The organism is Pseudomonas lalkuanensis (assembly GCF_008807375.1).
In the GTDB taxonomy this organism is placed as follows: domain Bacteria; phylum Pseudomonadota; class Gammaproteobacteria; order Pseudomonadales; family Pseudomonadaceae; genus Metapseudomonas; species Metapseudomonas lalkuanensis.
The window spans coordinates 3,513,993-3,534,082 of record NZ_CP043311.1; the positions used below are offsets into that span (position 1 = coordinate 3,513,993).

20 protein-coding genes are annotated in these 20,090 nt (G+C 65.0%); 17 read left to right on the plus strand and 3 right to left on the minus strand.

Going from position 1 to position 20,090, the window contains the following annotated elements; translation table 11 throughout:
- Positions 1-15: 15 nt before the first annotated feature.
- Together tssK and FXN65_RS16365 are read right to left on the minus strand one after the other, a co-directional pair.
- A complete protein-coding gene (tssK, locus tag FXN65_RS16360; RefSeq protein WP_151134299.1) occupies positions 16-1,350 on the minus strand; it encodes a type VI secretion system baseplate subunit TssK in 1,335 nt (444 codons plus the stop codon).
- Positions 1,351-1,415: 65 nt separating this feature from the next.
- Positions 1,416-1,889, minus strand: coding sequence for a type VI secretion protein (locus FXN65_RS16365; RefSeq protein WP_151134302.1), 474 nt, complete (start codon positions 1,887-1,889; stop codon positions 1,416-1,418).
- A gap of 206 nt (positions 1,890-2,095) precedes the next feature.
- Here FXN65_RS16365 and tssB point away from each other — a divergent pair, with 206 nt between their 5' ends.
- The 12 genes from tssB (at position 2,096) to FXN65_RS16425 (ending at position 15,827) form a co-directional block, all read left to right on the plus strand.
- Positions 2,096-2,644 (plus strand): type VI secretion system contractile sheath small subunit, encoded by a 549-nt coding sequence (gene tssB, locus FXN65_RS16370; protein ID WP_151134305.1) that lies wholly within the window; start codon positions 2,096-2,098, stop codon positions 2,642-2,644.
- 31 nt (positions 2,645-2,675) lie between these two features.
- Entirely contained in the window at positions 2,676-4,154 is a 1,479-nt protein-coding gene (gene tssC / locus FXN65_RS16375) for a type VI secretion system contractile sheath large subunit (protein WP_151134308.1), read from the plus strand.
- 79 nt (positions 4,155-4,233) lie between these two features.
- A complete protein-coding gene (locus FXN65_RS16380) occupies positions 4,234-4,731 on the plus strand; it encodes an Hcp family type VI secretion system effector (RefSeq protein ID WP_151134310.1) in 498 nt (165 codons plus the stop codon).
- 15 nt (positions 4,732-4,746) lie between these two features.
- Positions 4,747-5,187 carry a type VI secretion system baseplate subunit TssE gene (gene tssE / locus FXN65_RS16385; RefSeq protein ID WP_151134313.1) on the plus strand — a complete coding sequence of 147 codons (441 nt, stop codon included), beginning with the start codon at positions 4,747-4,749 and terminating at the stop codon, positions 5,185-5,187.
- Positions 5,171-6,970, plus strand: coding sequence for a type VI secretion system baseplate subunit TssF (tssF, locus tag FXN65_RS16390; protein ID WP_151134316.1), 1,800 nt, complete (start codon positions 5,171-5,173; stop codon positions 6,968-6,970). Before tssE ends, tssF begins: the two co-directional genes overlap by 17 nt.
- Positions 6,934-7,950 carry a type VI secretion system baseplate subunit TssG gene (tssG, locus tag FXN65_RS16395; protein WP_151134319.1) on the plus strand — a complete coding sequence of 339 codons (1,017 nt, stop codon included), beginning with the start codon at positions 6,934-6,936 and terminating at the stop codon, positions 7,948-7,950. Before tssF ends, tssG begins: the two co-directional genes overlap by 37 nt.
- A gap of 2 nt (positions 7,951-7,952) precedes the next feature.
- On the plus strand, positions 7,953-10,499 hold the full coding sequence (gene tssH, locus FXN65_RS16400; RefSeq protein ID WP_151134322.1) for a type VI secretion system ATPase TssH: 2,547 nt from the start codon (positions 7,953-7,955) through the stop codon (positions 10,497-10,499).
- Positions 10,500-10,747: 248 nt separating this feature from the next.
- Positions 10,748-11,080 (plus strand): hypothetical protein, encoded by a 333-nt coding sequence (locus tag FXN65_RS27935; RefSeq protein WP_178119345.1) that lies wholly within the window; start codon positions 10,748-10,750, stop codon positions 11,078-11,080.
- A gap of 102 nt (positions 11,081-11,182) precedes the next feature.
- Positions 11,183-12,112 (plus strand): FYVE zinc finger domain-containing protein, encoded by a 930-nt coding sequence (locus FXN65_RS16410; RefSeq protein ID WP_151134328.1) that lies wholly within the window; start codon positions 11,183-11,185, stop codon positions 12,110-12,112.
- Positions 12,113-12,187: 75 nt separating this feature from the next.
- Positions 12,188-13,216 carry a hypothetical protein gene (locus FXN65_RS16415; RefSeq protein ID WP_151134331.1) on the plus strand — a complete coding sequence of 343 codons (1,029 nt, stop codon included), beginning with the start codon at positions 12,188-12,190 and terminating at the stop codon, positions 13,214-13,216.
- A 56-nt stretch (positions 13,217-13,272) separates the two neighbouring features.
- Positions 13,273-15,279, plus strand: coding sequence for a type VI secretion system Vgr family protein (tssI, locus tag FXN65_RS16420; RefSeq protein ID WP_151134333.1), 2,007 nt, complete (start codon positions 13,273-13,275; stop codon positions 15,277-15,279).
- 2 nt (positions 15,280-15,281) lie between these two features.
- Positions 15,282-15,827: a toxin-antitoxin system YwqK family antitoxin gene (locus tag FXN65_RS16425; RefSeq protein ID WP_151134335.1), complete on the plus strand. Its 546-nt coding sequence runs from the start codon at positions 15,282-15,284 to the stop codon at positions 15,825-15,827.
- On the opposite strand, the gene FXN65_RS16430 is transcribed toward FXN65_RS16425, so the two are convergent.
- The gene (locus tag FXN65_RS16430) at positions 15,828-16,223 is read right to left on the minus strand and encodes a DUF4280 domain-containing protein (protein WP_151134338.1); all 396 of its coding nucleotides are present in this window, start codon (positions 16,221-16,223) and stop codon (positions 15,828-15,830) included.
- Positions 16,224-16,421: 198 nt separating this feature from the next.
- Between FXN65_RS16430 and FXN65_RS16435 the strand changes: the two genes are divergently transcribed.
- The 5 genes from FXN65_RS16435 (at position 16,422) to paaD (ending at position 19,965) form a co-directional block, all read left to right on the plus strand.
- Complete coding sequence (locus tag FXN65_RS16435; RefSeq protein WP_151134341.1) at positions 16,422-16,823, plus strand: hypothetical protein; 402 nt, start codon at positions 16,422-16,424, stop codon at positions 16,821-16,823.
- A gap of 426 nt (positions 16,824-17,249) precedes the next feature.
- Entirely contained in the window at positions 17,250-18,242 is a 993-nt protein-coding gene (gene paaA, locus FXN65_RS16440) for a 1,2-phenylacetyl-CoA epoxidase subunit PaaA (protein ID WP_151134344.1), read from the plus strand.
- Positions 18,243-18,391: 149 nt separating this feature from the next.
- Positions 18,392-18,673 carry a 1,2-phenylacetyl-CoA epoxidase subunit PaaB gene (gene paaB, locus FXN65_RS16445; RefSeq protein WP_016493150.1) on the plus strand — a complete coding sequence of 94 codons (282 nt, stop codon included), beginning with the start codon at positions 18,392-18,394 and terminating at the stop codon, positions 18,671-18,673.
- A gap of 10 nt (positions 18,674-18,683) precedes the next feature.
- Positions 18,684-19,445: a 1,2-phenylacetyl-CoA epoxidase subunit PaaC gene (paaC, locus tag FXN65_RS16450; RefSeq protein WP_151134347.1), complete on the plus strand. Its 762-nt coding sequence runs from the start codon at positions 18,684-18,686 to the stop codon at positions 19,443-19,445.
- Entirely contained in the window at positions 19,432-19,965 is a 534-nt protein-coding gene (gene paaD / locus FXN65_RS16455) for a 1,2-phenylacetyl-CoA epoxidase subunit PaaD (protein WP_151134350.1), read from the plus strand. The genes paaC and paaD overlap by 14 nt, the downstream gene beginning before the upstream one ends.
- Positions 19,966-20,090: the final 125 nt, after the last annotated feature.

Consider the following 20,090-nt stretch of genomic DNA (forward strand, 5'->3'; position numbering starts at 1 on the left):
CGCGTCCTTGGCTGCTCAGGCGAATTCGTGTGTGTTGGCTTCGAACAGCACCACTTGCCAGGGTCCCACCAGCGCCGCCTGGCCGGGCACCACGATGCAGAGTTTCTGCTCGGGATCGAACCACTCCCCGGCGGCCTGGAGTACGAACAGGCGGGTGTCTTCACCCACGCTGTAGGCGACCTGCTCGGCGCGGCTCATGGATTGGTGCGCCAGGCCGCTCATGCGCTGGCGCGCGAGGGTAGGCACCTGGCCCTGGGAAGCGATGATGGCCTGCCCCAGCCAGTAGAAGGCCGACTGCTCGCCGGCCCCGGCCGGCATGCGCAGGCCGATCACCAGGCGCTGGCGGCGCGACTGGGTATCGGGCAACTGGATTGCGAAGCCTTGCTCCACCTGGTCGAAAGCCAGGGTGCGATAGCCAACCCGCACACGGGTCAAGGCATGCTCCAGCCAGTCCAGCACTTCGTCGTAGCCGCGCTTGAGGTCGAGGTAATCCAGGGGTGCGAAGGCCGGCACGCCGGCCACCGGGTCAAGCGCGCACCAGGCGCCGGCCATGCCCACCAGCAGGCCGTGCAGGCGGTCCGGCGCGGCCACCCGGCTGTTGAGCGCCGCCTCCACTTCCGGCAGTCGCGCCCAGAGCGCGGTGAGCTGCCGACGGGTTTCAGCCATGTCGTCATGGTTACCGGCCTGCTCGGCCTGGCGCAGTCGGCCGGCGAGGAACAGGCACTTCTCCCGCGTGCGGGCGCAGAGCGCGGCGACGGATCGGCCCAGGACGGATTCGGGAAGAATGCGCGGCGTTGGCGCCACATAGGCCTGGCGGACGAAGCCGCCGCCCTCCTTGGCGATGCGCAATAGCGGCAGACAGATGGAATCGGCGCGGCCTGTCTCGGTCACCAGTCGCGCGGCGGGCCGCCAGACCAGGATGGGTTCGGGGTGTTCGCCGCTGGCCAGATCCGGCACCGCGTCGCCCACCGCCGATTGCAGGCGGCCACGCAGCGGCAGCACCTGGCCGCCACGGCCCAGCGGATTGACGGCGAGAAAGACGGTGGCGCTGGAAGTCGCGGACTGGGCGATGGCGGCGCTCACGTCCAGTTCCAGCACCGTGCCCTCACCCGGCTTGATGCTCACCGGCAGGCCATCGGGCAGGATGGCTTCCAAGGCAAGTACGCGCACCAGGCCAGCGCTGAGGGCAGCGGGGTCGAGTTCGAGTTGGGAAATGCCCCAGAACCATGGATTGCCGGCTTGGGCGAAATGGGCGGCGAGAACCTCCGCGCGCAACCCTTGCAGCTGGAAATGCTGGGGCAACAACTGCATGCCCTCATGCCAGCACACCGCGTCAGGCAGAACTTTCATACCACTCCCCTTCGACGTCCGACGTTGTCGCGAGCTCGACGCCCTGTTGCTTCAGGGGCCTTCCGTCACTGCTCGTTCTCGCTCAGCAAGCGCATTTCCCTGCTATCGAACCTGAGCCAGGCACGGCTCTGCTCATCCAGCCTCAGGCGGTGAGCACCGGGTGTGTTATAGCCGGCAAAGACCAAAAGTCCAGCCGCGCTATCACCCGCCAACGGGAACTCGCGAGCCTCCATGAATTGCCCGGGAACCAGCTCCAGGCTCCAGACGGAAAACTGCTTCTGGTAGTCGCGGCGGTATTGCTCGCGATCGGTGAACCACTGCCGCGCAGTGATGCCGGAAAGCACCTTGAGCAACTCGGGATCGCGCACGGCGATGAAGTCGACGGCGATGGGGGTATCGTCGTTGGCGCGCGCGGCGACGTCCAGGGTCAGGTTGTCCAGTTGGACCCGCGGCCCGAGAAGATCGGAGCAGCCTCCCAACAGGATCGCCGCGGCCAGCAACACGAATTTCGAGGTGGAAATGAAACGTCCCTGCTTCATGGTGGTCTGATTCCGGTTTGCGTTTGCAAATTTATAGACCTGTTCTAGCGTGTCTGAGTAGTTCGTCGGACAGACGAACTAGAGGGATCGCCAAGGACAGGCTTGCGTGTAGTTCCCCCCTGTCGCGTCGTGATCCAGCAAGGGAGTGCGATGACAGGACAAGTCCGATGCATTGCGCTCGTGTCAATGCACCGGAGCCCACCAACATGGCCGAAAGCACGCAGCACAAACTGGACCGGGTTCGCCCGCCCCGCGTACAGATCACCTACGACGTCGAAATCGGCGACGCCATCGAGAAGAAGGAGCTGCCGCTGGTCGTGGGCATCCTCGCCGACCTCTCGGGCAAGCCCGAACACCCCCTGCCCAAGCTCGCCGAGCGTCGTTTCACCGAGATCGATCGCGACAACTTCAACCAGGTCCTCCACTCCATCGCGCCGCGCGCCACCCTGCAGGTGGACAACACCATCACCGGCGACGGCAGCAAGCTGAATGTCGAGCTGCGCTTCAAGGACATGGACGATTTCGAGCCGGTGAACATCGTCAAGCAGATCACGCCCCTGCGCCGCCTGTTCGAGGCCCGCCAGCGCCTGCGCGACCTGCTTACCAAGCTGGATGGCAACGACGACCTCGACAAGCTGCTGCAGGAAGTGGTGAGCAACACCGACGGCCTGCAGGAGATCAAGTCCGCCCGTCCCGAATCCGAAGCCGCCGCGCCCGAGGGCGAAGGCGAAGCACCGGCCGAACCCCAGGCCTGATCCGCAGCCCGACTTCCCGGAGGAATAGCCCATGGCAACAGAAGCCGGTGCCAACAGCGAGAGCACCACTCAGACCCTGACCCTGCTCGACCGCATCATCGCCGAGGGCCGCATGGCCCATGACGACAGCCAGCAGGACTACGCCCGCGACATGCTCGCGGAGTTCGCCACCCAGGTCCTCGACGAAGGCATGGCCATCGACAAGGACACCGTGGCCATGATCAACGACCGCATCAGCCAGATCGACGAACTGATCAGCGCCCAGCTCAACGAAGTGCTGCACCACCCAGAGCTGCAGAAGCTGGAAGCCTCCTGGCGCGGCCTGCACCTGCTGGTGCAGAACACCGAGACCAGCACCCGCCTGAAACTGCGCCTGCTCAACGTCACCCAGAAGGAACTGCAGACCGACCTGGAGAAGGCCGTCGAGTTCGACCAGAGCGCGCTGTTCAAGAAGATCTACGAAGAGGAATACGGCACCTTCGGCGGCCATCCGTTCAGCCTGCTGGTGGGCGACTACAGCTTCGGCCGCCATCCCCAGGACGTGGCCCTGCTGGAGAAACTCTCCAACGTCGCTGCCGCGGCCCACGCGCCCTTCATCGCCGCCGCCAACCCGAAGCTGTTCGACATGAATGCCTTCACCGAGCTGGCCGTGCCCCGTGACCTGGCGAAGGTCTTCGAGAGCCAGGAGCTGATCAAGTGGCGCAGCTTCCGCGAGAGCGAAGACTCGCGCTACGTCTCCCTGGTGCTGCCGCACTTCCTCCTGCGCCTGCCCTACGGCCCGGACACCCTGCCGGTGGACGGCATGAACTACGTGGAAGACGTCAACGGCACCGACCACTCCAAGTACCTCTGGGGCAACGCCGCCTGGGCCCTGGCCCAGCGCATCACCGAGGCCTTCGCCAAGTACGGCTGGTGCGCGGCGATCCGTGGTGCCGAAGGCGGTGGCGCGGTGGAAGGCCTGCCGGCCCACACCTTCCGCACCAGCTCCGGCGACCTGTCGCTGAAATGCCCGACCGAGGTGGCCATTACCGACCGCCGCGAGAAGGAACTCAACGACCTCGGCTTCATCGCCCTGTGCCACAAGAAGAACAGCGACCTCGCGGTGTTCTTCGGCGGCCAGACCACCAACAAGGCCAAGCTCTACAACACCAACGAAGCCAACGCCAACGCGCGCATCTCGGCCATGCTGCCCTACGTGCTCGCCGCCTCGCGCTTCGCCCACTACCTGAAGGTCATCATGCGCGACAAGGTGGGCAGCTTCATGACCCGCGACAACGTGCAGACCTACCTGAACAACTGGATCGCCGACTACGTGCTGATCAACGACAACGCGCCACAGGAGATCAAGGCCCAATACCCGCTGCGCGAGGCGCGGGTGGATGTCTCGGAAGTGGCCGGCAAGCCGGGTGCGTACCGGGCGACCGTGTTCCTCCGCCCCCACTTCCAGCTGGAGGAACTGACCGCCTCGATCCGCCTGGTGGCCAGCTTGCCACCGCCGGTAGCGGCCTGACCCGAGCCGCCCGCCGGCAGCCCCGGCGGGCGGGCACCACGCTCTTCTCCAGACTTTCCAGATTCAGGAGTTCCACTCAATGGACGCGATCATTCTCGACCTCGGCGACGACATCAAAGGCGACAGCCTGCTCGAAGGCTTCACCGACAAGATCGAACTGATGTCGTACAGCCACAACGTGGCCATGCAGGTCACCAACGACGTCAGCAACTCGGAACGCACCTCCGGCCGCCCGCACATCGGCGAGTTCACCGTGACCAAGTTCATCGACACCTCCACCCCGTCGCTGAACGAATACTGCTGCGCCGGCAAGCCCATCACCACGGCGAAGGTCACCATCGGCCGCAACGCCGCCGAGGGCGACGGCAAGATCCTGCCCTTCATCGTCTACACCATGGATAACGTGGTGCTGTCCAACGTCAGCGTCAGCGGCGGCGCCGGCGGCAAGCCGGTGGAAACCCTGTCGATGAACTTCACCAAGATCAAATGGGAGCTCACCGCGCAGAAGGACGATGGCACCAAGGAAGGCACCGCGGCCTCCACCTGGGACCTGGCTTCCAACAAGGTGGTCAAGTAAGCGCGGCGCCCGGCCATGTCGGATGCCGGCCTGCTTGCGCCGCTGTTCGAGCGCCTCGCCGCCCAGGCGGACGAGGCGCCTGCCTGCGACCACGAGGCCCTGGCGGAGTCCGTCCGCCTGGAGCTGGCGCGGCTGCTCAACACCCGCCGCGCCAGTGCCAGGAGCGGCCGCCCGCTGACCATCCTCGACTACGGCATCGGCGACTGGAGCGCCCTGCAGGCGTACCGTGGCGATGACCGGCGCCAGCTGGTACGGGACATCCGCGCCGCCGTGCAGCACTTCGAACCCCGCCTGCAACTGACTTCGGTGGAAGCCGACCCGGCGCCCGGCCAGCCCCAGCGGCTGCGCATCCGCCTTGGCGGCAGCCTGCGCAGCGGCCAGCGCACCTGGCCGGCGGTGTTCATCATCGACAACGACGACGAGGGCCTCGAGGTGCGCCATGAGCGACTCGATTGACCCGGAACTGCTGGACTACTACCAGCGCGAACTCACCTGGCTGCGCCATGCCGGCGCCAGCTTCGCCGCCCGCTACCCCAAGGTCGCCCGGCGTCTGGAACTGGCCCCCGGCGAATGCCCGGACCCGCACGTGGAGCGCCTGCTCGAAGGCTTCTCCCTGCTGACCGCACGCCTGCAACGCCGTCTCGACGACGACTACGCCGAGTTCAGCGACGCCCTGCTGGAACAGCTCTACCCGCTGGCCCTGCGGCCAATCCCCTCCTGTGCCATCGTCCAGTTCGAGCCGGACCCGACCCAGGGCAGCCTGGCCGAGGGCTACCGGATGCCACGCGATACGCCGCTGTTCGTCACCACCAGCCAGGGCGCCAGCGTGCACTTGCGCACCACCGCCGAAGCGGTGCTCTGGCCCGTGCGCATCGGCCAGGCGACCCTGCTGGACGGCGACGAGGCGGTAGCCCTGACCGGGCGGCCGGATGCCCGCGCAGCCCTGCGCCTGGAACTGCACTGCCTGGGGGAATTCGACTGGGCACAGTTGCCCGTCCGCCAATTGCGCCTGCACCTGGCCGCCTCGCCGGTGACCAACGCCGCGCTCTTCGATCTGCTCGGTGCCCACAGCCTCGGCATTCACTGCGGCGTGCCCGGCCAACCGCTGCTGCCCTGCCCCGGAGAACCGCAACTGGTGGGTTTCGCCGACGACCAGGCGCTGCTTCCCGAAGAAGAAGGCCAGCATCCGGGCCTGCGGCTCTTGGCCGAGTACTTCACCTTTCCCGACAAGTTCGCCTTCTTCGATATCCCGATCCAGCCACCGGCAACCGGCGGTCGCGACTGCGTCCTGGTGATCGCCTTCGACCGCGCCCCGGCCGGCCGCCCGCACCTGCAAGCCGATGACCTGCGCCTGGGGTGCGCGCCCGTCATCAATCTGTTCCCGCGTACCTCCGAGCCCCTGCGCCCGGATGGCACCCGCAGCGAGTACCGCCTGGTGGCCGACGCCCACCGCGAAAGCAGCGTGGAGATCCACAGCATTCGCTCCGTACGCGCCGCCTCGCCGCGCGGCGTGAGTGCCGTGCCGGCCTATTACGGCCATGCCCATGGCGCAGGCGCTGCGGGTGCCGGACTCTACTGGCACGCCCGCCGGGTGCAGGGCATGAGCCCGAACCGCCGTGGCACCGACATGCTGCTGAGCCTGGTGGACACCGGCTTCGACCCGCTGCTGGATGCGCCCGAATACAGCCTGACCGCCGAACTGCTGTGCACCAACCGGCACCTGGCGGAGAACCTTCAGGCCGGCACACGCCTGGGCTTCGAGCGCCCCGGCCCTGTCGCCCGTGCCAGCCTGCGCAATCCGCCCAGCCCGCAAAGCCTGCCGCGGCTGTCCGGCGAATCGCGCTGGCGCATGGTCTCGCAACTCACCCTCAATCACCTCTCGTTGGTGGAAGGCCCGCAGGCGCTGGACGCCCTGCGCGAAATGCTCAACCTGCACAATCTGCGCGACGAAGGCAGCGCCCGCCGGCAGATCGACGGCATCGCCCGGCTCACTTGCGAACGGGTGGTGGCGCGGGTCGGCGACGACGCCTGGCGTGGCTGGCGCAATGGTCTCGAAGTGCGGCTCAGCCTCGACCCGCAGCATTTCGCCGGTGCCAGCTCCGTGCTGTTTTCCGCCGTGCTGGCGCAGTTCTTTTCCCTTTACGCGACCGCCAACCGCTTCGTGCGGACCGTGCTGGTCGATGGCGACAAGGAGGTCAGGACGTGGCAACCCCAGGCCGGCATGCCCCTTTCCCTCTGAGCCGGCGCCTGCGCGACGAGCCGCAGGCCTTCGAGTTCCTGCAGGCGCTCCTGCTGCTGGAGCGCGAACGGCCGGACGCCGAAGCACTTGGCCGCAGCAGCGCGCCCCAGGGTGAAGCGCTGCGCCTGCGCGGCCCGCTCACACCCACCTTCGCCGCCAGCCAGGTGGAGCGCCTGGAGGAAGAGCCCGGCCAGCCGCCCGTCCTGACCACTCCGGTGTTCGGTCTTGGCGGCCCCGACGGCCCCCTGCCCTACGCGTACCAGGAATGGTTGCAGCAACAGGCGAAGCAGAAGGATCACGCCCCAGCGGAATTCCTCGACCTGTTCCAGCACCGCCTGCTCAGCCTGCTCTACCGGGTGCTGGGCAAGCATCGCCTGGCCCTGGGCTTCCGCGCTCCCGATGACTCGCCGGCCCACGACCAGTTACTGGCCCTCTGCGGCCTGCTGCCCGATGCCCTGCAACACCGCCTGGCCCTGCCGGACGCTGCGGTGACCGCGCGCACCGCGCTGTTCGCCGGTGGCCGTCGCTCTCTCGCCGGCTTCGCCGCGCTGGTGCGCCACCAATTCAATGTCGCCGTGCGCTACGAGGCGTACCAGGGAGGCTGGCGCGAAATCCCGCCGGCCAGCCGCAGCCTCCTGCAACGCAAAGGCCGCAACCTGGGGCTGGGCCGCGATGCCATCGCCGGCACCCGCGTGTGGGACGAGCACGCCGGCATCCGCCTGACCCTCGGCCCGCTGAGCAACGCGCGCGCGCGAGACTTTCTCCCCGGCGGCAGCGAGCACGTGCGGCTCGCCAGTCTGGCCGCGCTCTACTTCGGCCCGGACCTGGACTGCGCCTTGCGCCTGCTGGTCCGTCCCGGCTCCCCGCTGTGCCTGGACCCCAGCCAACCGCCGCGCCTGCGCTGGAGCGGCGGGCTGCAATTGCGCGGCGAAGCCCTGCAACAGATCGACACTCGCTTGCGCCAGACGGAGGTGGCCTGACCATGGAACTCGGCAGCCTGATCGGACGCCTCAACGCAGAATGCCGCCGCGCCCTGGAGCGGGCCGCGCAGCGCTGCCTGCAACGCACCCACCATTACGTGGAAATCGAGCACCTGCTGCTGGAGCTGATGGACATCGAGGGCGGCGACCTGGCCTACCTGCTGCCGCGATTCGGCCTGGAACGCGATGCGGTGGCGACGGAGATCAATCAGGCGCTGGAGCTGTTCAAGGCGGGCAACACCCGAACCCCCGCGCTCTCGGCGCAGACCGTGGGCCTGCTGGAAGATGCCGTGGTGCAAGCCAGCGTGCTGGGCCAGCAGGGCATCCGTTCCGGCCTGCTGCTGCTCGCCCTGCTCGATCGCGACGAACGCCGCACGCTGCTGCTCAATAGCGCTTCCTCGCTGCTGCGCATTCCCCGCGAGGCCCTGCGCCAGAACCTGGCGGAATGGACCCAGGCCTCCCGCGAGCAGACCACCTCGCCCCAGGCCGCCAAGGGCAAGCCCGCCACGGCCGGCGCCCAGGACTCCATCCTCGACCAGTACACCCAGGACCTCACCGCCGATGCCCATGCCGGGCGCATCGACCCCATAGTCGGGCGCGACAGTGAGATCCGCCAGAGCATCGACATCCTCCTGCGCCGCCGGCAGAACAACCCGATCCTCGTTGGCGCCCCTGGCGTGGGAAAGACCGCCGTGGTCGAGGGCCTGGCCCTGCGCATCGCCGCCGGCGACGTGCCGCCGCCGCTGCAGGACGTCAGCCTGCGCGTGCTCGACCTCGGCCTGCTGCAGGCCGGCGCCGGGGTCAAGGGTGAGTTCGAGCAGCGCCTCAAGGGCGTGATCGACGGCGTCCGCAACGCCGAGAAGCCAGTCATCCTGTTCATCGACGAGGCCCATACGCTGATCGGCGCCGGCGCCGCCGAAGGCCAGAGCGACGCCGCCAACCTGCTCAAGCCGGCCCTGGCCCGTGGCGAGCTGCGCACCCTGGCCGCCACCACCTGGCTGGAATACAAGAAGTACTTCGAGAAGGACCCGGCGCTGGCCCGGCGCTTCCAGCTGGTGCAGGTGGAAGAGCCGGACGAATCCACGGCGGTCGAGATGCTGCGCGGGGTCGCCGCCAAGCTGGAACAGCACCACGGCGTGCAGGTGCTGGATGCGGCGATCCATGACGCGGTGAAGCTGTCCCATCGCTACATCTCCGGCCGGCAACTGCCGGACAAGGCCATCAGTGTGCTGGACACCGCCTGCGCCCGCGTCGCCCTGGGCCAGCACGACGTGCCGCCGCCACTGGAAAGCCTGCGCCACCGCGAACAGGCCCTGGAAGAAGAGCTGCAACGCCTGCGCCGCGAACAGGCCACCGGCCTCGACCACCGCGAGCGCATCACCGCCCTGGAAACCGAATCCCGCAGCAACGTCGTCGCCATCCGCGAGCTGGAAACCCGCTGGGGCGAGGAACGGGAAGCGGTGCGCGAACTGCTGGAAGCCCGCCGCGAACTGCTGACCCTTTCCGACAGCGTCGACGCCAGCAAGCCCAACGAAGAGCTGGACGACCGCATCGACCACCTGGCCGCCGAACTCGCACGCCTGGAAGCCGGGCTGGACGCCATCCGCCAGGACGACCCGCTGGTGCCCGAGCAGGTGGACTCCAAGACCGTGGCCGCGGTGATCGCCGGCTGGACCGGCATCCCCATCGGCAAGATGCTCGCCGACGAAGCCCATGCCGTGCGCACCCTCGGCCAACGCATGGGCCAACGCGTCATGGGGCAGAACGCCGCGCTCGGCACCATCGCCCAGCGCATCCAGGCCTACCGCGCCGGCCTCACCGACCCGGCCAAGCCCGTCGGCGTGTTCCTGCTGGTGGGTCCTACCGGCGTCGGCAAGACCGAAACCGCCTACGCCCTGGCCGACGCCCTCTACGGCGGCGAGCGCAACCTCATCAGCATCAACCTTTCCGAGTACCAGGAGGCCCACACCGTCAGCCAACTCAAGGGCGCCCCGCCCGGCTATGTCGGCTACGGCTCGGGCGGCGTGCTCACCGAAGCCGTACGCCGCCGCCCCTACTCCGTGGTGCTGCTGGACGAGATCGAAAAGGCCCACCCCGACGTGCTGGAAGCCTTCTACAACGTCTTCGACAAGGGCGTGATGGAAGACGGCACCGGCCTGGTGGTGGACTTCAAGAACACCGTGATGCTCGCCACCAGCAACGTCGGCGCCGAACTGGTGCTGGATACCGCGTCCGACCAGCTTGGCAGCGACGCCTTCAACGAACGCCTGCGCACGGTCCTGCTACAAGCCTTCCGCCCCGCCTTCCTCGCCCGCATGACCGTGGTGCCTTACCGCCCGCTGGACGAAGCGACGCTGGAAGGCATCGTCATCGCCAAGCTGGAAAGACTCCAGGGCCGCTACAAGGCCGCCACCGGCAAACACTTCGATTTCGACCCGGCCATCGTGAAAGCGGTATTGGCCAAGTGCAGCTCGGCAGGGGCGCGGGATATCGAGAATGTGCTGATGGCGCAGGTGACGGGGAAGTTGGCGGAGTGGGTGTTGGAGTGAGGGTACACAGGAAGGAGTAAGCGATGCCCGGACTAAGTCTGAATCTCTGCCTCAGCAGATTACGTGGCCAACTTGGTCATATCGCTTTCGGGCCGGCGGAGGATTGGTGCGTAACCAGATTCGATAGCAATGACGAGACCTTGGAAGTCTATTGGTCCGAGCCGAACGCCCCGTACTACCGGACAAGTGAATCCCAGAATGGACCAGGGGGCGGAACTCGTGGATGGGGAGGTCACGCGGAAATGCAGATGATTCGAGATTTCCCGAACACGACAAACCTCCACGGAGCCCCTTATCTGGTCGAAATCTTCATCAGCCGGAGCCCTTGCTCCCGATCACCGCAATTCAATGTTGCCGGACACAATTACCCCGTCGGCTGCGGCAAGAAAATACTGGAGCTGGTTAAACAGAACCCCAACGTCTCGGTGTGGAAAGTCGTTTACGACTCGGTTTTCAACGGTTCGAGAAACGCGCCTGATCCACAGGCAACTGCCCAGGCAGAGCACATGATCAACATCCTGAACCGACACCCGCGAGTAGAAGCGCTGCTGTGGAATGAATATCAACGGAGACTGGTTTGACCAACCTTGACTGACTACATGCGCGCCCCCGGAAGGAGTACTGCCGAATATCCATGGGCCTGTTCCGATCACTACGAAAAATGGTCAAGGAGTTAATCAAGGATGAACTGGGTAGAGTTTCAAGAAGCGAAGACGAGATTGATCGGAGGGAGTTCACCGCCCTTGCTGATGATGTCTGGCGTGATGCATGACAACGGCACCCGCTATCTCCTGGAGCAGAAGGGCGTCTCGTGCGACAACACCGAAACCGACCTGTTCAGTGGCAATTTCGAAGATCGCGATTTCGTCTGGAACGGCAGCAAAGTACGGGTGATGGGCAACTTCCAGAGCGGTGGGCACCCCGCACTGGCTGGTCTGGGCGCGGTGTATTGCGCTGGCAGGGTCATGGACTCCTATTTCTTCTTCCACAGCGGGCATTATCACCCCAAGCAGGAAAACGCCCTGTACTTCCTGTGCAATTTCATCGAGCAGAGCTGCGAAGGCCTTTCAGGAATTACGCGCGATACCAAGGTGGCGCAGCTCTGCGCGGTCAATCACCGCTTTTACCGGGACAAGTCCGAAACCGAGACCTACTGGGCATCATTTGCCCAGATCGCTGAAGGAAGCAGCCCCCAGAAGTCCAAGGTAGCCTCTTCGTCTCTCGTCATCCCGCGCAGCACGCCGATCAGGATCGGTGCCCCTTCTCCTTCCGTGCCCATACCCATTTCGGGAAGCAGCAAACAGGTCGTGAAGTCATCGGTTCCCAGCCTCCACGACATGGGCGTGACGGCCCATGGGCGCCACCTTCGTACGATCCCTACCCGTCCGGCCCAGTGGATACCCGATGCGAATCGCACCCGCTGCGCAGGGTGCAACAACGAATTCGGCCTGTTTCGCAGGAAACACCACTGCCGGCAGTGCGGTGACATCTTCTGCGCCGACTGCTCGAACAAGCAGAAGGCATTGGTGCGCCCGGCAAGAAGGAACACCGAGGACACGGACGCGGGCCCCTATCGCGTCTGCAACACCTGTCACGGTATCCAGGAACCGTAGCGCCTGCCGCTGGCAGCGCTATTGGCAAATGGTTCGACTTCGGGAGCCAGCCCCATGGGCAGGAAATGATGCGCCATGCCTAACTACACACGTATCGCCTACATCATCGTAGGCACCAAGTCCTACCATCAATGGGAAGACTTCGCCTCGAAGATCATCGAAAAGGCCTTGATGACCAGTGGCAAGGCTCGCGTCATCGATGCTGACCAGGAAGCAGATGTCAGCTGGTTGAGCGAGCTGAGCGACTCCAGCAACCAGAAGATGATCACCATTCTCAGGGTGGAAATGGAGGACGTGCTGGCCGGCAAGTCAATGCACAACCTGCACTTCTACCTCATGTCCACTCATAACCATGGCGCCCCCGGAAAGATCATCGTGCTGGGCCACGGTTCCCTTGGCGCGGAGATAGGCGCCTACGCGGACAAGGACAAGAAGGTTTATCTCGCCTCTTCTCAAAAGACGTTCATAGAAGCCGTTTTTCCGACTTTGCCACCACACCCCTCGACATCTCTCAACCTTCCGCCGGACCAGGGCCTGAAAACCATTGCGCTCCGCCAGTGCTATGCCGCACGGACCACCAGCAAGTACGTGAGCAAGTCCGCGCAGAACAATTCATACGAGGCTGCTGCAGGTTCGGCAGCTGACATCACGGCGAAAGCCTTGCGAAAGAAGGGATGGTCCGGCCTGGGTATCACGCTCACGTCATCGCCGGAGTTCAATATCTTCTTTGGCGGAACCGCATCGGTGGAAATGTCCACGATCATGCCCTTGGTCAATCAGGTGAAGGGCAACCCCACGGTTTTACCCGCAGAACACAAAGTCTCCCAGGACGGCAGCCGAATCGAGATCGCCAAGGGGGCCTTTGCCGACAAGAGCCAACTCAAGACCCATGACAGTCACCAGTGGTGGACGCCCGACGGTAGTAACCAGGTTCTTTACCCCGATCATTGGATCGTGAAGAAGAACCTGTTCAGCTGGGAGATCCTGCTGCCCGAGTATGTACGCGCCAATGTGACGGCAAACAGCCTGACTCCTATCGCCACATCAGAATCCGAATCCATGCACTTGAAGAAGACGGAATTCAAAGTCAGAACCATCATTTGAATACTCAACGCGCGCCGGCGTGAGCCATTTTTTCATGGAAGCGAACAAGGAAGAGAATGCCCCGACCCACTGACACCACCACCAGCCTTTCTCTCTGCGCCTCGGCACTGGCCGACCTGTATCCACAGCAACTGGTTGGCGGGGAGCATCTGAATCGCCTTGGCGATCTACAGCTCGGCTGTTTCAGCGCCACTGCCCTCTCCCAGACCAGCGCAGTCGCGACTCACGTCACCGCCACCCTCCACAACGACGCCCACCAGCGCCCCCTCGACGCCCTGGTCGCCGAAATCCACCAGCTCCCCGCCGACGCCACCGCTGAGCGCTATCAACTGGTACTGCGCCCCTGGCTCTGGTGGCTGACCCTGGCGAGCAACAACCGGGTGTTCCAGAACAAGACCACCAGCGACATCGTCACCGGCATCTTCTCGGACCATGGTTTTACCGATTACCAGTTGAAGCTCAGCGGCAGCTACGAGCCCCGCGAGTATTGCGTGCAGTACGGCGAGACCGACTTCGCCTTCGTGTCGCGGCTGCTGGAGGAGGAAGGGATCTTCTGGTTCTTCACCCATGAGGACGGCAAGCACACGCTGGTGCTGGGGGACAGCAACGATGCCTTCCCGCAGATTCCCAATGGGCCGAAGGTGCCTTATCTGGGTCAGGGCATTGGCGTGCGCGAGTTGCATGGCGTGCGTTCCGGGCAGCTCTGCCTGCAGGCGGTGGCCGGGGTGTACAGCGCCACGGACTACGAATTCACCACGCCCACCACCTCGCTCTACAGCCAGGCCGAAGCGGTGGCCGGGCCACGGTCGATGTACGAGCATCCCGGCGGCTATACCGCCAAGGCGCGCGGCGATGCGCTGTCCAAGCAGCGGGTGGATGAACTGCGCAGCCAGGAGAAGCGCTTCATTGGCGAGAGCGACTGCCGCTGGCTGGTACCGGGGCACTGGTTCACCCTGGACGGGCATGACGACGAGTCGCTGAATATCGACTGGGTGGTGACCTCGGTCACCCACGAAGCCAGCCACGAGCATTACCGCAACCGCTTCGAAGCCATTCCCAAGGCCACCAACTACCGCCCGCCACGTACCACGCCCAAGCCGCGCATGCACACCCAGACGGCGGTGGTGGTGGGCAAGAGCGGCGAGGAAATCTGGACCGACCAGTACGGCCGCATCAAGATCCAGTTCCCCTGGGACCGCCTGGGCAACAACGACGAAACCTCGTCTTGCTGGGTACGGGTGGTGCTGCCCTGGAGCGGCAAGGGCTTCGGCATGCAGTTCATCCCGCGCATCGGCCAGGAGGTGATCGTCACCTTCATCGACGGCGACCCGGACCGCCCGCTGGTCACCGGCTGCGTCTACAACGGCGACAACACCCTGCCCTACGCCCTGCCGGACAACCAGACGCAATCCGGCATCAAGACCAATTCCTCCAAGGGCGGCGGCGGCTTCAACGAGCTGCGTTTCGAGGACAAGAAGGACGCTGAGGAAGTGTTCCTGCAGGCGCAGAAGGACATGAAGGTGAATGTGCTCAACGACAGCACCGCCACCATCGGCCACGACGAAACCCTCACGGTGCAGAACGCACGCACCCGCACGGTGAAGGAAGGCGACGAGACCATCACCCTGGAAAAGGGCAAGCGCAGCGTCACCATCCAGACCGGCAGCGACACCCTGGATGTGAAGGACAGCCGCACGGTGAAGGTGGGCGCCGACCAGACCCACAGCACCGGCGGCAACTACAGCCACAAGGTCACCGGCAACTACGAGTTGACCGTGGACGGCAACCTCACCATCAAGGTCAGCGGCACCCTCACCCTGCAGAGCGGCGGCAGCCTGACCATCAAGAGCGATGCCGACCTCGCCGCCCAGGCCGGCACCTCCATCACCCAGAAGGCCGGTACGTCGCTGACCAACCAGGCAGGCACCTCCCTGGACAACAAGGCCGGTACCACCCTGACCAACGATGCCGGCATCAGCCTGACCAACAAGGCCAGCGCCGAACAGACGGTGGATGGCGGCGGCATGCTGACCATCAAGGGCGGCCTGGTGAAGGTGAATTGACCATGGCGAACGGCGGCAAGCTCGACCTCACCCGTGGCGACAGCCGCATGCAGGGCCAGTTGCAGGACGGCGAACTGGAAGGGCCCGTGCGCATCGAAGAAGCGGGCCGCCCCCAGGCGCAGCTCAGCTACAGCCAGGGCGAGCTGAACGGTCCGGTCACCCTCTTCCACCCCAACGGCAGGGTCTCGGCACAGATGCCCTACGTGCGCGGCAAGCTCCACGGCGTGGCGACCTTCCATGCGCCGGAAGGCTGGCTGCAGCGCAAGGTGAGTTACCGCCAGGGCCTGATGCACGGCGAGGCCACCAGCTATTTCCCCGACGGCGGCGTGGCTGAAGTCGAGCACTATCGCGACGGGGTGCGCGACGGGGCCTACCAGCGTTTCCACGGCAACGGCCAGCTCGCATTGCGCAGCCGTTATCTCAAGGGCCAGTTGCTGGAGCCCGGCCAACCCTTCACCGAGGACGGTCGTCCATTGAACGCCGAGGGCAAGCCCATGTCCCGGCTGCGCTGGTGGTGGAAGCGCTGGACCGAACCGGCTGAAGCCTGATCAGGGGATCTGCATCTGTACCTGGCCGGGCATCTGGATCTTGATCACCCCGCCCCAGGTACACATCAGCGTGCTGTTGGAATCCAGCGCCGGCATGCTGCCCAGCAGCACCGTTGGCGCGCCGCCGGGAATCCAGGGCGTCGCCGTGGCGGGAATGCAGGGCATGGGGGTCAGCGCGCCAAGGGCGGCGGCAGTGGCAGCGGCCACGGTTGGATTGGCCAGGCTCTGGCACATGCCGAAGGTGGGAATGTTCACCAGGGGGATGTGATCCATGATGTTCGCCGCCGGCATCCCGCCCGTGAGGGTGCGGTTCACCGGCAGCACATTCAACACCGTCGGCGCCACGCCGAAACTGCATTGCAGCGTCGCCCCGCTGCAAACCTGCGGACATCCCATGATCCGGCCTCCTCCATGCGTCGCCAGGAACTCTAGACGAGCTCCGGGAATCACGCCGCCTCCGTCAAACCGCCGATGCTGTGGGAGCGATTTCAATCGCGAGGCCGGTCCGTCGCCCCGCGTCGGCGGGCCCCCGTCGAAAACTATAATGATCAGCACGGGGGTAAGTTCCGGGGGATTGAGTGTGGAGGGTTCGCCATGCGCATCCTCAGGCTTGTGGTTCTGGCATTGGCCTGTCTCGGCGGGAGCCAGGTAGCGGCAGGTCCGCCGTGGCCCGGCAACGACACCAGCGGCGCCATGATGCTGGCCGGTGGTCGCGGTGGAAGCCACTTCAGCGGCTTCCACCATCGCAGCAGCCACATGGGCTTCAGGCATCATCAGGTTTTCAAATCCCATCACCACCCTGGGGTCAGGCATCACCACCGCAACTTCAGCGGATTCCGCCGGAGCCATGGCTTTGGCAAGACGAATTCGCGGTTCTTCATCGTCGATCCGCGCTTTGACCACCGTTTCGACCACCGCATCCGGACGCGCGGGGTAGTGATCCGCTTCAATGACCCGAACTCCGTGATGTTCACGAGTCCTGGCTTCCATCAATGACTCGCCTCAAGGCCAGCGCGCAGCAAGCCGTCCTGCAGGAGGGAGGCGACTGCGTCCAGGCCCCAGCCCGCCGAAGACACAGGCCCGCTCCCCGCCCCAACAAACAGAACACCAAAAGCACGCAATCAATAAATCTGCGTATCGCTTTCCAGTTTTAGCCTGAATCGATCAGCCTCTACCACCACCGACGCCCGGCGAAAGCCCCATGACAAAGCCTTCCCCCTGACATTTACTGCCATCCATCACCCCCCGAAATCCCTCTCACCCAGCCTATCCCTTATGCGCGGATGCCCCGCGACCGATCGTCAATCCGATACAAAAACTCTATTCGATACACGTTTTAGTGTTTGATATTTGTTTTCGTATCATTTAAAAATAGCGCCATGGCCAAGCCACCCCACGAACCCTGCATGGCTGGAGAACGGCATGTACGCACAATTGGTTGAGACAGGCGTGAAGCGCGTGAAGGCGCTGGAGGAGATGACTCCCGAAGAACGCGCCTTCCAGGAAAAGATCGACGCGGAAATCAAGATCGAGGCAAAGAACTGGATGCCGGACGCCTACCGGCAGACCCTGATCCGCCAGATTTCCCAGCACGCCCACTCCGAGATCGTCGGCATGCTGCCCGAGGGCAACTGGGTGACCCGCGCCCCGACCCTGAAGCGCAAGCTGCAGCTGATGGCCAAGATCCAGGACGAAGCCGGCCACGGCCTCTACCTCTACAGCGCCATGGAAACCCTGGGTGCGGACCGCGACACCGAGGTTGCCAAGCTGCACTCTGGCCGTGCCAAGTATTCGAGCATCTTCAACTACCCCACCCTGACCTGGGCCGACATGGGCGCGGTGGGCTGGCTGGTGGATGGTGCCGCCATCGTCAACCAGGTGGTGCTGCAGCGGACCTCTTATGGCCCCTACTCCCGCGCCATGATCCGCATCTGCAAGGAAGAGTCCTTCCACCAGCGCCAGGGCTACGAAATCCTCCTGCACATGATGCGCAACGGCACCCAGGCCCAGAAGGACATGGTCCAGGACGCCATCAACCGCCTCTGGTGGCCGTCGCTGATGATGTTCGGCCCGAGCGACGCCGACTCCCCAAACAGTGCCCAGTCCATGGCCTGGAAGATCAAGCGCCAGAGCAACGACGAACTGCGCCAGCGCTTCATCGACCAGACCGTGCCGCAGCTGGAACTGCTCGGCTGCACCGCCCCCGACCCGGACCTGAAATGGAACGAGGCACGCGGCCACTACGACTTCGGCGAGATCCACTGGGAAGAGTTCTACGAAGTGCTCAAGGGCAACGGCCCGTGCAACGTCGAGCGCGTCGCCACCCGTCGCAAGGCCATCGAAGACGGCGCCTGGGTACGCGAAGCCGCTGTCGCCCATGCCCGCAAACAACAACAGAAACGCGACGCCGCGTAAGCCCGAACTTGAGCTAGCGAGCTCGAGCAGAACCAGGCGGAAACAGGCACGGGCGCGGAGTTTACGCCTGTAAATGAGCAGGCCGGGCCTGTTTCCAACGACGTTTTGCCAACCCGCGGCAGCTCATTCCCGATGAGGAGACAAACACCATGTCTGAGTGGACCCTTTTTGAAGTTTTTGTGCGCAGCAAGCACGGCCTGAACCACAAGCACGTCGGTAGCGTGCATGCCGCCGATGCGCGCATGGCCATCGAGAACGCCCGCGAGCTGTACACCCGCCGCAATGAAGGCGTGAGCCTGTGGGTAGTGCCGTCCGCACTGATCACCGCCTCCTCCCCGGACGAGAAGGAGCCGCTGTTCGACCCGTCCCAGGACAAGGTCTACCGCCACGCCAGCTTCTACGAGCTGCCGGCCGAAGTCGGACACATGTGAGGCCGCCGCCATGAGCCAACGCGAAGACCTCATCCAATACCTGCTGCGCCTCGGCGACAGCGCCCTGATCCAGGGCCAGCGCCTGTGCGAATGGTGCGGCCGCGCACCGGCACTGGAAGAAGAGCTGGCACTGATGAACGTCGGTCTCGACCTGGTGGGCCAGGCCCGCAACTGGCTGGACTATGCCGCCGAGCTGCTGGACGACGGCCGTGACGCCGACCATCTGGCGTTCCGCCGCGACGAGCGCGCCTACCGCAACCTGCTGTTGGTTGAGCAACCCAACGGCGACTACGCGGTAACCATCACCAAGCAGTTCCTCTTTGATGCCTGGCACTTCCAGATGCTGCATGGCCTTTCCCAGTCCAGCGACGAGCGCGTCGCCGGCATCGCTGCCAAGGCCCTGAAGGAAGTCACCTACCACCTGCGCCGCTCCGGCGAATGGGTCGAGCGCCTGGGCGACGGTACCGAGCAAAGCCACCAGCGCATGCTGGCGGCCATCCGCGACATCTGGCGCTTCACCGTGGAACTGGTGAATGGCGACGAGGTGGAACAGCGCCTCTTCGAGGCCGGCATTGCGCCGAACCCGACGGAGATCGCCGCTGCCTGGAAGTCCAAGGTGGCCGATATCTTCGCCAGCGCCACCCTGCCGATGCCGGAACCGGCCAGCCACTTCTACCTGTCCGGCCGCAAGGGCCTGCACACCGAGCATCTCGGTCTGCTGCTGGCCGAAATGCAATTCCTTCAGCGGGCCTACCCCGATGCGTCCTGGTGAGCTGATTACCAGCGACCGTGGCGCCAGGCCCGGCGCGCCAGATGATCTGGCGCGCGCCTGGTCGGTGCTGGGTGAGGTGATGGACCCGGAAGTGCCGGTGGTCAGCGTGGTCGACCTCGGCATCGTCCGCGGCCTCGACTGGCAGGACGGCCATCTGCATGTGGTGGTCACCCCGACCTACTCCGGCTGCCCGGCCACCGAGGTGATCGAGCACGACATCGAGCAGGCCCTGGAAGGTGCTGGCTTCGCCGCGCCAAAACTGGAGCGCCGCCTGACGCCCGCCTGGACCACCGACTGGATCAGCTCCGACGGCCGCGAGCGCCTGCGCGCCTACGGCATCGCCCCGCCGGCCGGCAGCACCAGCAAGCGCAGCCTGATGGGCGACGCCGGCGATGTCTGCTGCCCGCAGTGTGGCAGCGCCCATACCGAGCAGCTCAGCCAGTTTGGCTCCACCGCGTGCAAAGCCTTGTACCGCTGCATCGATTGCCGCGAGCCTTTCGACTATTTCAAGTGCATCTAGGAGGACGAACACAAACTGCTGCGCTCGGCCATGCGTCGTTGGAAACAGCCTCGGAATGCTCATTTACACACGTAAACTCCGCTTCCTCAGCTGCTTCCGCCTAGCCTGGCCTTCGCTCGTGACGT

What these genes read in the sequence shown, in the direction of transcription:
- tssK (WP_151134299.1), bottom strand. Translation starts at nt 1,350, where the DNA reads ATGAAAGTTCTGCCTGACGCGGTGTGCTGGCATGAGGGCATGCAGTTG.
- FXN65_RS16365 (WP_151134302.1), bottom strand. Translation starts at nt 1,889, where the DNA reads ATGAAGCAGGGACGTTTCATTTCCACCTCGAAATTCGTGTTGCTGGCC.
- tssB (WP_151134305.1), top strand. Translation starts at nt 2,096, where the DNA reads ATGGCCGAAAGCACGCAGCACAAACTGGACCGGGTTCGCCCGCCCCGC.
- tssC (WP_151134308.1), top strand. Translation starts at nt 2,676, where the DNA reads ATGGCAACAGAAGCCGGTGCCAACAGCGAGAGCACCACTCAGACCCTG.
- FXN65_RS16380 (WP_151134310.1), top strand. Translation starts at nt 4,234, where the DNA reads ATGGACGCGATCATTCTCGACCTCGGCGACGACATCAAAGGCGACAGC.
- tssE (WP_151134313.1), top strand. Translation starts at nt 4,747, where the DNA reads ATGTCGGATGCCGGCCTGCTTGCGCCGCTGTTCGAGCGCCTCGCCGCC.
- tssF (WP_151134316.1), top strand. Translation starts at nt 5,171, where the DNA reads ATGAGCGACTCGATTGACCCGGAACTGCTGGACTACTACCAGCGCGAA.
- tssH (WP_151134322.1), top strand. Translation starts at nt 7,953, where the DNA reads ATGGAACTCGGCAGCCTGATCGGACGCCTCAACGCAGAATGCCGCCGC.
- FXN65_RS27935 (WP_178119345.1), top strand. Translation starts at nt 10,748, where the DNA reads ATGATTCGAGATTTCCCGAACACGACAAACCTCCACGGAGCCCCTTAT.
- FXN65_RS16410 (WP_151134328.1), top strand. Translation starts at nt 11,183, where the DNA reads ATGAACTGGGTAGAGTTTCAAGAAGCGAAGACGAGATTGATCGGAGGG.
- FXN65_RS16415 (WP_151134331.1), top strand. Translation starts at nt 12,188, where the DNA reads ATGCCTAACTACACACGTATCGCCTACATCATCGTAGGCACCAAGTCC.
- tssI (WP_151134333.1), top strand. Translation starts at nt 13,273, where the DNA reads ATGCCCCGACCCACTGACACCACCACCAGCCTTTCTCTCTGCGCCTCG.
- FXN65_RS16425 (WP_151134335.1), top strand. Translation starts at nt 15,282, where the DNA reads ATGGCGAACGGCGGCAAGCTCGACCTCACCCGTGGCGACAGCCGCATG.
- FXN65_RS16430 (WP_151134338.1), bottom strand. Translation starts at nt 16,223, where the DNA reads ATGGGATGTCCGCAGGTTTGCAGCGGGGCGACGCTGCAATGCAGTTTC.
- FXN65_RS16435 (WP_151134341.1), top strand. Translation starts at nt 16,422, where the DNA reads ATGCGCATCCTCAGGCTTGTGGTTCTGGCATTGGCCTGTCTCGGCGGG.
- paaA (WP_151134344.1), top strand. Translation starts at nt 17,250, where the DNA reads ATGTACGCACAATTGGTTGAGACAGGCGTGAAGCGCGTGAAGGCGCTG.
- paaB (WP_016493150.1), top strand. Translation starts at nt 18,392, where the DNA reads ATGTCTGAGTGGACCCTTTTTGAAGTTTTTGTGCGCAGCAAGCACGGC.
- paaC (WP_151134347.1), top strand. Translation starts at nt 18,684, where the DNA reads ATGAGCCAACGCGAAGACCTCATCCAATACCTGCTGCGCCTCGGCGAC.
- paaD (WP_151134350.1), top strand. Translation starts at nt 19,432, where the DNA reads ATGCGTCCTGGTGAGCTGATTACCAGCGACCGTGGCGCCAGGCCCGGC.